Origin of the sequence: Ancylobacter sp., from assembly GCF_965279025.1 — a bacterium.
GTDB lineage: Bacteria > Pseudomonadota > Alphaproteobacteria > Rhizobiales > Xanthobacteraceae > Ancylobacter.
In genome coordinates this window covers 536,984-550,433 of the sequence record NZ_OZ257132.1, presented here as the reverse complement: position 1 = coordinate 550,433, position 13,450 = coordinate 536,984, and the positions used below count along the sequence as shown (strand labels likewise).

11 protein-coding genes are annotated in these 13,450 nt (G+C 67.1%); 8 read left to right on the top strand and 3 right to left on the bottom strand.

The window, feature by feature from the left end:
- Positions 1-81: 81 nt before the first annotated feature.
- From ACQY76_RS02525 to ACQY76_RS02505, 5 genes are read left to right on the top strand one after another with little or no spacing between them, the layout of a single operon-like run.
- On the top strand, positions 82-1,260 hold the full coding sequence (locus tag ACQY76_RS02525) for a glycosyltransferase (protein ID WP_428031352.1): 1,179 nt from the start codon (positions 82-84) through the stop codon (positions 1,258-1,260).
- A gap of 36 nt (positions 1,261-1,296) precedes the next feature.
- Positions 1,297-2,319, top strand: coding sequence for an SDR family NAD(P)-dependent oxidoreductase (locus ACQY76_RS02520; RefSeq protein ID WP_428031351.1), 1,023 nt, complete (start codon positions 1,297-1,299; stop codon positions 2,317-2,319).
- 46 nt (positions 2,320-2,365) lie between these two features.
- Positions 2,366-3,226, top strand: coding sequence for a dTDP-4-dehydrorhamnose reductase family protein (locus ACQY76_RS02515; protein WP_428031350.1), 861 nt, complete (start codon positions 2,366-2,368; stop codon positions 3,224-3,226).
- 57 nt (positions 3,227-3,283) lie between these two features.
- Positions 3,284-4,429: a non-hydrolyzing UDP-N-acetylglucosamine 2-epimerase gene (gene wecB / locus ACQY76_RS02510; protein ID WP_428031349.1), complete on the top strand. Its 1,146-nt coding sequence runs from the start codon at positions 3,284-3,286 to the stop codon at positions 4,427-4,429.
- Positions 4,426-5,691 carry a glycosyltransferase family 4 protein gene (locus ACQY76_RS02505; protein WP_428031348.1) on the top strand — a complete coding sequence of 422 codons (1,266 nt, stop codon included), beginning with the start codon at positions 4,426-4,428 and terminating at the stop codon, positions 5,689-5,691. Before wecB ends, ACQY76_RS02505 begins: the two co-directional genes overlap by 4 nt.
- Before the next feature lie 18 nt (positions 5,692-5,709).
- Here ACQY76_RS02505 and tviB read toward each other — a convergent pair whose 3' ends face one another.
- The 3 genes from tviB to ACQY76_RS02490 all read right to left on the bottom strand — a co-directional run bounded on the left by tviB (position 5,710) and on the right by ACQY76_RS02490 (position 10,506).
- On the bottom strand, positions 5,710-6,993 hold the full coding sequence (tviB, locus tag ACQY76_RS02500; RefSeq protein WP_428031347.1) for a Vi polysaccharide biosynthesis UDP-N-acetylglucosamine C-6 dehydrogenase TviB: 1,284 nt from the start codon (positions 6,991-6,993) through the stop codon (positions 5,710-5,712).
- A gap of 17 nt (positions 6,994-7,010) precedes the next feature.
- The gene (locus ACQY76_RS02495; RefSeq protein ID WP_428031346.1) at positions 7,011-8,030 is read right to left on the bottom strand and encodes an NAD-dependent epimerase/dehydratase family protein; all 1,020 of its coding nucleotides are present in this window, start codon (positions 8,028-8,030) and stop codon (positions 7,011-7,013) included.
- Between the two features lie 94 nt (positions 8,031-8,124).
- Positions 8,125-10,506: a transketolase gene (locus ACQY76_RS02490; protein WP_428031345.1), complete on the bottom strand. Its 2,382-nt coding sequence runs from the start codon at positions 10,504-10,506 to the stop codon at positions 8,125-8,127.
- A gap of 130 nt (positions 10,507-10,636) precedes the next feature.
- Here ACQY76_RS02490 and ACQY76_RS02485 point away from each other — a divergent pair, with 130 nt between their 5' ends.
- The 3 genes from ACQY76_RS02485 to ACQY76_RS02475 all read left to right on the top strand — a co-directional run bounded on the left by ACQY76_RS02485 (position 10,637) and on the right by ACQY76_RS02475 (position 13,226).
- On the top strand, positions 10,637-11,107 hold the full coding sequence (locus ACQY76_RS02485) for an Lrp/AsnC family transcriptional regulator (protein ID WP_428031344.1): 471 nt from the start codon (positions 10,637-10,639) through the stop codon (positions 11,105-11,107).
- A 10-nt stretch (positions 11,108-11,117) separates the two neighbouring features.
- Positions 11,118-12,086 carry a hypothetical protein gene (locus ACQY76_RS02480; RefSeq protein WP_428031343.1) on the top strand — a complete coding sequence of 323 codons (969 nt, stop codon included), beginning with the start codon at positions 11,118-11,120 and terminating at the stop codon, positions 12,084-12,086.
- Between the two features lie 198 nt (positions 12,087-12,284).
- A complete protein-coding gene (locus tag ACQY76_RS02475) occupies positions 12,285-13,226 on the top strand; it encodes a glycosyltransferase family 2 protein (protein ID WP_428031342.1) in 942 nt (313 codons plus the stop codon).
- Positions 13,227-13,450 lie beyond the last annotated feature (224 nt).

The following is a 13,450-nucleotide window of genomic DNA, read 5'->3' as shown; positions in this document are numbered from 1 at the left end:
GCGGACATGAGACATCGAAGACCCTTCTTTCGTCCGTAACGGCGCGGAGGCCGCCTTGCCACCTCGTATGACCTTCCCGCCATGACGAAACCTCTCATCCTCATGCCGGTCTCGCACTATCTCCCCGGCTTCCGCGCGGGAGGGCCGGTGCGCAGCCTCGTCCATCTTGTCGACCATCTGGCGGATGAATTCGATTTCCGCATCCTCACCTCCGATCGCGACCTCGGCGATGCGCAGGCCTATCCGGCTGTCGCGGTCGATCGCTGGGTGCCGGTGGGGCGGGCGCAGGTGCATTACACCTCGCCGGCCGGGCAGGCCCCGCTGGCGCTGGCCCGCCTCATCCGGCGGACGCCGCATGATCTGCTCTATCTCAACAGCTTCTTCTCGCCGCGTTTTTCCATCGCGCCGCTGGTGGCGCGCCGGCTCGGCCTGCTTCCGTCGCGCCCCACCGTGCTCGCGCCGCGCGGGGAGTTTTCCGCCGGCGCGATGGCGCTCAAGAGCGCGAAGAAGCGGGGCTATCTGCGGGCAGGCCGTGCGGTCGGCCTGTTTGAGGGGCTGCGCTGGCAGGCCTCCTCGGCCTTCGAGGCCGTCGATATCCGGGCGGTGTTCGGCGCGGCGGCTGATGTGGCGGTGGCCTGCGATCTATCCGCCCGCCTTACCGAGGTGGTGCCCGTCCATACGCCGCGCGCGCCGGGGGCGCCGCTGCGGATCCTGTTCCTGGGCCGCCTTTCGCCGATGAAGAACCTCGATTTCGCCCTGCGCGCGCTGGCGCAGGTGCGCCGCCCCGTGGTGTTCCACATTCACGGCCCGGCGGAGGACGAGGCGTATCGCGCCGCGTGCCTCGCCCTTGCCGCCGGCCTGCCGCCGCAGGTCACGGTGCGGTGGCAGGGGGCGGTGCGGCCCGAGGACGTCGAGGCCCTGATGGCGCGCCACGATCTGTTCTTCCTGCCGACGCGCGGCGAGAATTTCGGCCATGTCATCGCCGAGGCGCTGGCGGCGGGGACGCCGGTGCTGATTTCCGACGCCACGCCGTGGCGCGGCCTCGCCGCTGCCGGGGTCGGCGACGACCTGCCGCTGGACGCGCCGGCCGCCTTCGCCGCGCGCATCGACGCGCTGGCCGACGAGCCCACGGAGGCAGCGCTGGCGCGGCGCGCCCGGGCCGCCGCCTTTGTGCGTCGGCGGCAACAGCAGGACGACAACGTGGCCGCCAGCCGCGATCTGTTCGCGGCGTCTCTCGCTTCGCGCTCCGTCATGGAATAGGAACGGAGCCTGCGGGCCAAGGCCATGGGGAATCACATGCAGCACGAGCGCGTTCTGATCACCGGGGGCACGGGCTCCTTCGGGCGGACCATGCTGCAGGACCTGTTGCGCCGGGGATGCCCGGAAATCCGCATCCTCAGCCGCGACGAGGAAAAGCAGGACATGCTGCGCAACAGCCTGCGCAGCAACAATGTCCGCTTCTATGTTGGCGATGTGCGCGACCGCGACAGCGTGGACCGCGCCATGGCCGGTGCCACCCGCGTGTTTCACGCGGCGGCGCTGAAGCAGGTGCCGTCCTGCGAGTTCTTTCCGATGGAGGCCGTGCGGACCAACATACTCGGTTCGGAAAACGTGGTGCGCGCGGCGGTCGCCGCCGGGGTGCGCTCGGCGGTGTGCCTGTCCACCGACAAGGCGGTGTTCCCGGTCAATGCCATGGGCATGTCCAAGGCGATGATGGAGAAGCTGGCGCGCGCCATCGCCCGCTCGATCGGCGCCGAGGCGCCCACCACCGTCTCGCTGGTGCGCTACGGCAATGTCATGTGCTCGCGCGGCTCGGTCATCCCGCTGTTCATCCGCCAGATCAAGGCCGGCGAGCCGATCACCATCACCGAGCCGACCATGACGCGCTTCCTCATGCCGCTGCGCGATTCGGTGGCGCTGGTGCACCATGCTTTCGAGCACGCACGGCAGGGCGACCTGTTCGTGCGCAAGGCGCCGGCGGCCACCCTCGCCGATCTGGTGGCTGCGCTGAAGGAACTGTTCGGGCGGCCCGACCACCCCGTCGACATCATCGGCTGGCGCCATGGCGAAAAGCTCTACGAGACGCTGGTCAACGCCCAGGAACTGACCGAGAGCGAGGACATGGGCGACTATTTCCGCGTGCGGATGGACGGTCGGGACCTGAATTACCGGCCCTATTTCTCCGAGGGGGATGTCGAGACCGTCGGCCAGAGCGACTATCATTCGCACAATACGCAGCGGCTGGATGTCGCCGGGGTGAAGGCGCTGCTGCTGACGCTGCCGGAGATCGCCGCCGATCTCGAGGGCTGGAGCGCATGAGCATGCGGGCGGCCGCAAGCGGGCGAACAGGGGGACGGCTTCCTTCATGAAGGTGGTCATTCTCGGCGTCATGGGAATGCTCGGCAACGGCATGGCGCGCGGGCTGGCGCGCGAGCCGGGCCTTACTATCTTCGGTGTCGCCCGCCGGCCGGACGCCGCCGCGCACCTGCCCTTTCTGGGCGCGGACCGCCTGCTGCCGCTCGCCGATATTCATGATCTCGACGGCCTGCGCGTGCTCCTGGCGCGCGTGCAGCCGGATGTCGTCGTCAACGCCATCGGGGTGATCAAGCAGGTTTCCGGGGCCGAGGATCCGCTCATCGCCCTGCCGATCAATGCCGTCCTGCCGCACCAGCTGGCACGGCTGTGCGGCGAGCTCGGTGCCCGCCTCATCCATGTGAGCACGGACTGCGTCTTCGACGGCGCCCGTGGCCGCTACACGGAAGACGACATTCCCAACGCCACCGATCTCTATGGGCGCAGCAAGCTGCTGGGCGAGGTGGCCTATCCCCATACGCTCACGCTGCGCACCTCCCTTGTGGGTCATGAGGTCGCCAGCCATCACTCGCTGGTCGACTGGTTCCTGGCGCAGGAAAGGTCGGTCCTCGGCTTCACCCGGGCGGTATTCTCCGGCGTGACGAGCGTCGAGTTCGCTCGGGTCGTGGCGCAGCACATCCTCCCGCATGCGGGCCTTCACGGCCTCTATCACCTGTCGGCGCCGCCGATCAGCAAATATGACCTGCTGCGCATCGTGGCAGATGTGTACGGCAAGAGCATCGCGATCGTGCCGACGCCGGAGCCGGTGATCGACCGCTCGCTGCTCTCGGAGCGTTTCCGTAGGGCAACCGGCTATGTGCCGCCGGACTGGCCGACGCTGGTGCAAGGGCTGCACGATGCCTATGCGCGCTAGGATCGAAAATGTACCGCGCCACCGGCATGCGCGATGTGCCGTTTCCAGGATGAGCCGATGCTGAAGGTCATGACCATTCTGGGCACGCGGCCCGAGATCATCCGCCTTGCGCGCGTCATGGCGCGGCTGGATGAGTTCTGCGACCACCGCATCGTCCATACCGGGCAGAACTATGATTACGAGCTGAACGAGGTGTTCTTCGAGGATCTGGGCGTCCGCCGGCCGGACCATTTCCTCGGCACCGGCGGCGGTTCGCTGGGCGAGACGCTGGGGCGCATCCTCATCGAGAGCGAGAAGGTGCTCGCCAGTGAGCGGCCGGATGCGGTGCTCATCCTCGGCGACACCAATTCGGCGATTTCCGCCCTCATGGCGCGCCGGATGAAAGTGCCGGTCTATCATATGGAGGCCGGCAACCGATCCTTCGACCGCAACGTGCCGGAGGAGACCAACCGCCGGGTTGTCGACCACATCGCCGATTTCAACCTCGTCTACACCGAGCATGCCCGCCGGCATCTTCTGGCGGAGGGGCTGCCGCATCGGCGCATCTACCTCACCGGCTCACCCATGCGCGAGGTGCTGGACCATTACCGCCCGCGCATCGAGGCCTCGGACGTTCTGGAGCGCCTCGGTCTTTCCCCGCGCGGCTATTTCGTGGTGTCGCTGCACCGGGAGGAAAACGTCGACAGCCGCGCGCGGCTGGGTGAGCTGGTCGCCACGCTCTCGGCGCTGGCGGCGCACTATGAGCGGCCGCTGATCGTCTCCACCCATCCGCGCACGCGCAAGCGGCTGGAAGCGCTGGGGGTGGAAGCGGATGCGCGGGTGCAGTTCATGAAGCCGTTCGGCTTCCACGATTATATCCGGCTGCAGATGAACGCCTTCTGCGCGATTTCCGACAGCGGCACCATTGCCGAGGAAGCCTCGATCCTCGGCTTTCCCGCCGTCACGCCGCGCGACGCGATCGAGCGGCCGGAAGCCATGGACACCGGATCGATCGTGATGACGGGCCTTGCCGGCGACGCGATCCTGCGCGGCGTCGATCTCGCCACCCGCCTGTTCGCCGCGCGCGAGGCCAATGGCGCGCCCCACCCGGTGCCGGACGACTATCAGGTGACCAACACGTCGGAGCGCGTCGTCAGCCTGCTGCTGGGAACGGCGCCGCTGTCCAATGCGTGGGACGGCATCCGCCGGAACGACCCGACGTGACGGACGCTTCCGCATCGCCGGGACGGCCGCGCCTGCTGTTCGTGACGCAGTGGTTCGATCCCGAGCCGAATGCCAACAAGGGCATGGCCTTTGCCGAGCGGCTGGATGAACTCGGCTTCGACGTCGAGGTGGTGACGGGCTTCCCGAACTATCCCGGCGGCAAGCTCTATGAGGGCTACCGGATCCGCCCGGTCGAAAAGCGCCAGGTCGGGCCCGTGCGCCTCACGCGGCTCGCCCTCTATCCGAGCCATGACAGCAGCCGGGTCGGCCGCAGCCTCAATTATCTCAGCTTCTTCGGCTCGGCGCTGCTGTACCTGACCTTCTTCGCCCGCCGCGCGGACGTCATGCTGGTCTATCACCCCCCCGTCACCGCCGCCGTCGCGGCCGCCCTGGCGGGCTTCTTCCGCCGCGTGCCGGTGGTGGTCGACGTGCAGGACATGTGGCCCGACACGCTGCGCGCCACCGGCATGATCAACAGCGAGGCGGTGCTGGCAGTGATCGGCCGCGTGTGCCGCTGGACGTGGCGGCGGATGGACCGCGTCATCGCCCAGTCCGAAGGGTTCCGCCGGCTGCTGATCGAGCGCGGCGTCGCGGTCGACCGCATCCGCGTGGTCCATAATTGGGGCGACGAGACCAGCCCGGCGCCGGCGCCCGACGCCGTGCCCGCCGCCTTCGCCGCGCCCGGCCGGTTTCGTGTTCTGTTCGCCGGGAATATGGGGATCGCGCAGGCGCTCGACACCATTCTCGATGCCGCCGCGCTGCTGGGCGAGGCGCACCCGCATATCGAATTCGGCTTTCTCGGCGCCGGGCTGGACACGGAGCGGCTGAAGAACGCGGCCACGGTGCGTGGGCTGGCGAATGTGCGCTTCTATCCCCGCGTGTCGAAGGCCGAGGTCGGCCCCTGGCTGGCGGCGGCCGACGTGCTGCTGGTGCACCTCAAGAACGATCCGCTCTTCGCCATCACGGTGCCCTCGAAGACGCAGGCCTATCTGACTGTCGGCAAGCCGATCATCATGGGGGTGGCGGGGGATGCGGCGGATATGATCCGCGCGGCCGGGGCCGGCCTTGCCGTGCCGCCTGAGGATGCCGGGGCGCTGGCGGCGGCGGTGCTGCAGCTGGCGGCGTTGGAACCGGCCGAGCGCCGGGAGATGGGCGCGCGCGGCCGCGCCTATTATGAGAAGGAACTGGCCTTCGAGAAGGGAACGCGCGCCTTTGCGGAGGTGCTGCGCGCCGCCATCGCCGGGCGCAGGGCCACCCGCTAGGCACGGCTCGCCGCCGGTTCAGAGCCGCAGGTCGGAGCCTTCGGGCGGCAGGATGTATTTCAGATCGTAGACCACATGCGTCGGCTTGCCCAGAGCGCGGACGCCGGCGGCACCGATCTCGCGGAACACGCCATGGGCGACGGCGAGCACGATGCCGTCATAGGTGCCGGCCTGCGGCGTCTCCACAAGGGCGAGGCCGTATTCCTGGCGCGCCGCCGCCTTGTCGACCCAGGGGTCGTGGATGTCGACAAGGGCGCCGAACTCCTTGAGCTCGCGCACCACGTCGACGACCCGCGTGTTGCGCAAATCCGGGCAATCCTCCTTGAAGGTCATGCCCAGGATCAGCACGCGGGCGCCTTCCACTTCGATGCGGCGTTTCAGCATCGCCTTGACGAGCTGGTTCGCGACATATGCCCCCATCGCGTCGTTCAGCCGCCGCCCGGCGAGGATGATCTCCGGGTGGTAGCCGATCGCCCGGGCCTTGTGGGTGAGGTAGTACGGATCGACCCCGACGCAGTGGCCGCCCACAAGCCCGGGCCGGAAGGGCAGGAAATTCCACTTGGTCTCCGCTGCCCGCAGCACCGCCTCCGTATCGAGGCCCATCCGGTTGAAGATGATGGCAAGCTCGTTGACGAAGGCGATGTTGAGGTCGCGCTGGGTGTTCTCGATCACCTTGGCGGCTTCGGCGACACGGATGCTCTCGGCCCGGTAAGTCCCGGCGGGGACGATGCTGGCATAGAGCGCGTCGATGGCCGCCGCGGCTTCGGGCGTGGAGCCCGACGTCACCTTGCGGATTGTCGCCAGCCGGTGGGCATGATCGCCGGGATTGATGCGCTCCGGGCTATAGCCGACGAAGAAATCCCGGTTGAGCATGAGGCCGGAGGCCGCCTCCAGCACCGGCACGCAGTCCTCCTCGGTCGCGCCGGGATAGACGGTGGATTCATAGATCACGATGTCGCCAGTCTTGAGCGCCTCGCCGACCGTCTGCGAGGCGCTGAGCAGAGGGCCAAGGTCCGGCTGCTTGTAGAGGTCGACCGGCGTCGGCACGGTCACGATGAAGACGCTGCAGGTGCGAAGGTCGGCGGCGTCGCTGGAAAAGCGCAGCTGCCGAGCCTCGGCCATCTCCTCGGGCAAGACTTCCCGCGTCGCATCGTGGCCGGTGCGCAACGCTGCCACCCGCGCATGGCTGATGTCGAAGCCGACCACCGCCCGCTGCTTGCCGAATTCGACGGCCAGCGGCAGGCCGACATAGCCGAGGCCGATGATGGCGAGGCGGCCGGATTGCGTCGAAGGGCAGTGCATTTCAGGCTCCGCTACGCTCACACGCCGTAATAGTCGCGATACCAGCCGACGAAGCGCGCCACGCCCTCGCGGAACGGCGTGTTCGGGCGATAGCCGGTCAATGCCTGGATCAGGCCGGCATCGGCGAAGGTGGCGGGCACGTCGCCGGGCTGCATCGGCATATAGTTGCGCAGCGCCGGGCGGCCGATCTCCTGCTCGATGGCGTCGATGAAATCGAGCAGCCGCACCTTGTCGGAATTGCCGATATTCACCACGCGGAACGGCGCCGCCGGGCTGAGGCTGTCGCCGGGGACGGCCTCGCCACGCGCTTCCGGCAGCAGTGGCGGGGTGTCGATCAGCAGCCGGATGCCCTCCACGAGGTCGTCGACATAGGTGAAGTCCCGCCACATGTCGCCGTGGTTGTAGATGTCGATCGGCGTGCCTTCGAGAATCCCCCGGGTAAACTTGAACAGCGCCATGTCCGGCCGACCCCACGGGCCATAGACGGTGAAGAAGCGGAACATGGTCGTCGGCAGGGCGTAGATATGGGCGTAGGAATGCCCCATCGCCTCGTTCGCCTTCTTGGTGGCAGCGTAGATGGTGAGCGGGGTGTCGGCCTTGTCGGTCTCGCGGAACGGCATGTCCTCATTGGCGCCATAGACCGAGGAGGTCGAGGCCATGAGCAGGTGCTGCACCGGCACCGCCCGGGCGCATTCCATCACGTTGAAGGTGCCAACGATGTTGGCCTCGATATAGGCGCGCGGCTTTTCCAGGCTGTAGCGAACCCCCGCCTGCGCGGCGAGGTGGACGATCACCTCGGGCTGGAAGTCCTCCACCGTGCGCGCGAGCGTGTCGAAATCCTCCAGCATCGCCTCGGTGGCGGAGAACGCCTCGTTCTGCGCCAGCATGGCGTGGCGGCGCTGCTTTAGGCGGACATCGTAATAGTCCGTCATCCCGTCATAGCCATGGACGCGGAAACCCTGCGCCAACAACAGGCGGGCGAGGTGAAAGCCGATGAAGCCGGCCGTGCCGGTGATGAGGATACGCCGGCCCGCCACGCTGTTCTCCCCGTGCTGCGCCGCAGCGCCCCGCTACAGAGGCTGTACGCCGCGCCAGCGAGGTTGGGAAGCCGTCGCTTGAGCGGCGGGCGGCTCAGCCCACCGCGCGCAGATGGCGGATCGGCCGGCCCGGGGACATCGCCTGTGCCGCGCGCACCATGCCCTGCGCGTCGATGCCGAAATGCCGATAGAGATCGGCAATCGTCCCGGTCTGGCCGAAATGCTCGACGCCGAGCGCCCGCGCCCGGTGGCCGTGCACGGAGCCGAGCCAGCCCAGCGTCGCCGGGTGGCCGTCGACGGCGGAAACGATGGCGCAGCCTGGCGGCACGGGGTCGAGCAGCGTCTCGACATGGGCCCGCGCCTCGACATCCCCGCCCTCGCGGGCGCGCTGCGCGCTCGTCCAGCCGGCATGCAGCCGGTCGGCCGAAGTGATGGCGAGCAGGCCGACATCGCGCCGGTCCTCGGCGATCAACCCGACCGCCTCGATCGCTTCGGGTGCCAGCGCGCCGCTATAGGCGATGACGATCTGCGCGTTCGGCCCCGGCCGGCGCAGCCAGTAGCCGCCCTTCACGATCTCGCCCGCCAGCGCGGAATCCATCGTACGGCGCGGCTGTTCGATGGTGCGGGTGGACAGGCGTAAGTAGGCCGACCCGCCATCCTCCGCTTGCACGTGCTCGAAGGCGAAGCGCAGGATCACCGCCAGTTCGTCGACAAAGGCCGGCTCGAAGCTCGCCAGCCCGTCCTGCGCCATGCCGATCAGCGGCGTGGCGATGGACTGGTGGGCGCCGCCCTCCGGCGCCAGCGTCACCCCCGAGGGCGTGGCGGCGATGATGAAGCGGGCGTCCTGGTAGCAGGCATAGTTCAACGCATCGAGGCCGCGCTCGATGAAGGGGTCGTACAGCGTGCCGATGGGGAGCAGCCGTTCGCCGAACAGCGAATGTGACAGGCCGAGCGCCGAGAGCATGGTGAACAGGTTCATCTCGGCGATGCCGAGTTCCATGTGCTGGCCGCTGGGCCCGAATTCCCAGTTGAAGGTGGAGGGAATGCGCTCCTTCTTGAAGGTGTCGGCCAGCTCTTCGCGGGCGAACAGCTTGCGCCGGTTCACCCAGGCGCCAAGATTGGTCGAGACGGTGACGTCCGGCGAGGTGGTGACGACGCGGCTGGCAAAGGTGTCCTCGCGCTTGCCGATCTCGTTGAGCAGCAGGCCGAAACCCTGCTGGGTCGACATGGCGGCCTGCAGGGGCACGTCGAGCGTGGCCGGCACCTCGATCTTCGGCGGAAGGTGGCGGCGCGTGCCGCCCGCGCGGAACGGCACGCCGTCGAGAAACGCCTGCAGCGTAGCGGGCGGCGTTGCCAGCCCTTCGAACAGGTCCCATTCATGCCCGGGACGGACATTGTGACGGGCACGCAGGGTTTCCACCTGCGTCGGTGTCATCAGCCCGGCATGGTTGTCCTTGTGGCCGGCCAGCGGCAAGCCGAAGCCCTTGATGGTGTAGGCGATGAAGCACACCGGCCGGTCATGGCCGCGCGCCGCGTCAAAAGCGTCGACCAGCGAGGGCAGGTCATGCCCGCCGAGATTGCCCATCAGCGCCGCCAGTTCTTCGTCGGAGCGGCGCCCGATCAGCGCCGAAACGTCGCCCTGGTCGCCGATATCGTCCATCAGCCGCTTGCGCCACGCCTTGCCGCCCTGGAAGGTGAGGGCGGAATAGAGCGGGTTCGGGCAGGTGTCGATCCAGTGGCGCAGCGCCTCGCCGCCCTTCTCCCTGAACGCGGCCTGCTGGAGCTGGCCGTATTTCAGGATAACGACGTCCCAGCCGAAGCTGCGGAAGATCGATTCGAACCGCTCCCACAGTCCCTCGCGCACCACCGCGTCGAGGCTCTGGCGGTTATAGTCGACGATCCACCAGGTATTGCGCAGGCCGTGCTTCCAGCCCTCCAGCAACGCCTCGAAAATGTTGCCCTCGTCCATTTCGGCATCGCCGACCAGCGCCACCATCTTGCCCTCCGGGCCGTGGCCGAAGCCCTGCCCGAGGCCCTTGGCGGCGAGATAGTCCTGCACCAGCGAGGCGAACAGCGTCTGCGCGACGCCGAGGCCGACCGAGCCGGTGGAGAAATCGACGTCGTCGACGTCCTTGGTGCGTGAGGGGTAGGACTGCGCGCCCTTATAGGCGCGGAAATTCTCCAGCTTCTCCCGCGTCTGCTTGCCGAACAGATATTGGATGGCGTGGAAGATCGGGCTCGCATGCGGCTTCACCGCTACCCGGTCTTCGGGCCGCAGCGCCTTGAGGTACAGCGCGGTCATGATGGTCGCCATGGAGGCGGAGGACGCCTGGTGGCCGCCCACTTTGAGACCGTCTTCATTGGGGCGCACATGGTTGGCGTTGTGGATCGTCCACGTTGCCAGCCAGAGAATCTTGCGCTCCAGATCCTGCAGCATCGCGATGTCGTCGGCACTGCGTTCGGCGATCTTGACCATGGTCGGCGTTCCCGGCTCACCTATGGGAGAAAGCCTAACCACAAGAAAAGGGCGTTTGGAGCTATTCTCGGTCGCCACCCGCGCCTAGTATGGCTCAATTCACCAATTTAGCCCTGTCAGACAGCAAAATATGCCAGATGCCCGGCTCGATATGATCGACCGCAAGATCCTCGCCGTGCTGCAGCAGGACGCGCACACGACAATGGACGCGCTGGCCGCTGAGGTCGGCCTCTCGCCCTCGCCCTGCGCCCGGCGGGTGCGCAATCTGGAGGCGGCCGGGGTCATCAAGCGCTATGTCGCGGTGGTGGACCAGGACAAGGTCGGCCTGCCGGTCAGCGTCTTCGCCTCTATCCGGCTGGAGCGCCAGCGGGAGGACGAACTCGATCGCTTCGCCAAGGCCATCTCGCGCTGGCCGGAGATCGTCGAGTGCTATCTCATGACCGGGCAGCGGGATTATCTCCTGCGCATCGTGGTGAAGGACCTGCCGGCCTATGAGGCCTTCCTCAAGCGCACGCTCACCCGGCTCGACGGCGTCGCCTCCATCGAATCGAGCTTCGCGCTGAGCCAGGTGAAGCACGCGCAGGCGCTGCCGATCGAATGAGTATTGTCCCATGATCGTGTTCATCACCTATCGCGGGCACGGCCTCGCCGTGCAGAGCCGGCTCGACAAGACGTTCGGCGTGCCGATGCCGGACATACGCCACACCCATTATGAACGGCTGTTTCGCGCCACCCGCCTGCCGCGTGCCACCTATGTGTTCTGCGATCTCGAGTCCCTGCGGCCGTGGATGCTCCAGCTCGCCGCGCAGCTCTTCCGCACCATGCAGGCCGCCGGGCTGCGGTGCCTGAACGACCCAGCATTGGCCATGTGCCGTGTCGAACTGCTCACCACGCTTGAGCGCGAGGGCATCAACCCGTTCGGCGTCTATCACGCGGATACCGATCCGAAGCCGCGGCGCTTTCCCGTCTTCGTGCGCGACGAACTCGGGCACGGCCGGGCGGCCGATGTGCTCTACGAGGATCAGGAGGCGCTGACGGCAGGGCTGGCTGGCCTGAAGAAGGCCGGCACGCCGCTGCGCGGGCTGCTCGTCATCGAACTCGCAGCCGAGCGCTATAATGAAACGCTCTGGGCCAAATGGGGCACCTGGCGCATTGGCGGCCAGACCGTGCTCGAGCATATCGCCGTCGACGACACATGGCTGGTGAAGATCGGCGACCATGCCAAGGTAACGCCGGAAATCGCCCAGGACGAACACGACGCCGTGGTCTCCAATCGGTTTGCCGACGACATGTCCCGGGCTTTCGATCTCGGCTGTCTGGATTATGGCCGGGCCGATCATGGGCGGTTCGGCGGACGCACGGTGGTGTTCGAGGTCAATACCAACCCGTATATCGGCCCTTACCGCGCGGCCCGGCTTGCCCTGCGCAATGAAACGGTGATGTTCGCGCGCCGGCGCATGGCCGAATGCCACGAGGCCATCGACACGCCGTCGGGTGGCGGCGTCTGGCTGCCGGGATGGCGCGCGCGGCGGCCCTGGGCATGGATGCGGCTGCGGATCGGCGGCCCGGCCGGGCCATGACGCGACCGGCATGTACGGCTCGATGAATTCCGCTAAGGTCGTCATCGGCGAGGTGGACATGGTGGACTGCGGTGTGGCGCGTGGAATGATGACATCCCTCCGGCCGCATCATCCGTCACCCCGGTGGAGCAAGGGTCACGCATGGATCACCAAGGCGCGACATTTCGCACGGACGCGGCTCCCCACGATGCCGACGCGGTGATCGCCGACCACGGCCTGACGCTCCTGATCCCTTCCTACAAACGTCCGGAACCGCTCGCGGCGCTGCTCGGCAGGGTACGCGAGAGCGGCATAGGGAGCGAGATCGACATCATCGTTGCCGATGACGGGCCGGACGCCGGCGTCCAGGAGGTGGTGCGGGGCTTTTCAGACTGCGGCGTGCGGCTGATCGTGAATCCGACCAACATTGGCTATTCGCGAAATCTGATCCAATTGTTCAATGCCTGCAGAACGTCCTGCGCCATTCTTTCGGCCGACGACGATCTTCCCGATGTCGACCAAATCCGCGCGCTTCTGTCCACGCCGTCCGGTTTCTCGATGGGGGTCACGATCTACCGGTCGAAGAACGGCGCCATCTATCGGCCGGTGCAGCAGGGGCGCGTGACGGGGAGATACTTCCGGCCCGCATCGAACCACGCGCCCGGCATCGTCTACCATGTGCCGGACCTGGCCAATGCCATCGCCTATCTCGCGCGTCGGCTCGATGGCGGATGTGACTTCGCGCTCACCTACCCGCAGGTCGTCCTGCTTATGTATCTGCTTTGCGAGGGGCGGGAATGCCGGTGGATTCCGCTGTCGCCGATAAATGAGGGATCGTCGGAGCCCTCGGGCGTGCTCAACAGCAAGGGCATCGCCTATTATGCCGGCTCCGCGCGCCTGCAGGAATTCTTCTGTTTGTGGAGCATATTGGAAGAGCTGGAAGCGTTATTTCCCGACGACCCGACCGGCGAACTCGGCGTGATGCGGCGCGAGCATAACACCAATGCCTTCGGCCTGGTCTCGCAGGCTGTCCTGGAGCTCAAGGGCTTCGATGCCGATCTGTGGCGAGGCTCGGCGGTGTTCAACTCGCTGAGGAGCGTAAGGCCGTCGGCTTTGCTGAAATTCGGCGCGGATCGCATAAGGCGCCGCTTCGGTCGGTAATCCAATTCCTGCTCCGTTCGCGTCGCCCACCGGCAAAAAAACGCCGGCCCTCAGGCCGGCGCTCTACCGCTCGAAAGCGCAATAATTCAACGGGGCTGCGGCGGGAGCGGACCCATGGGAGCAAGGGTGGCGGCAGGACGGATCGTGTACTTCATGGTCAATCTCCCTGAATGCAGGAACAAAGGAAGTTTTGCCTTTCGGCAGCGCCGGAGAAGGCTAACACG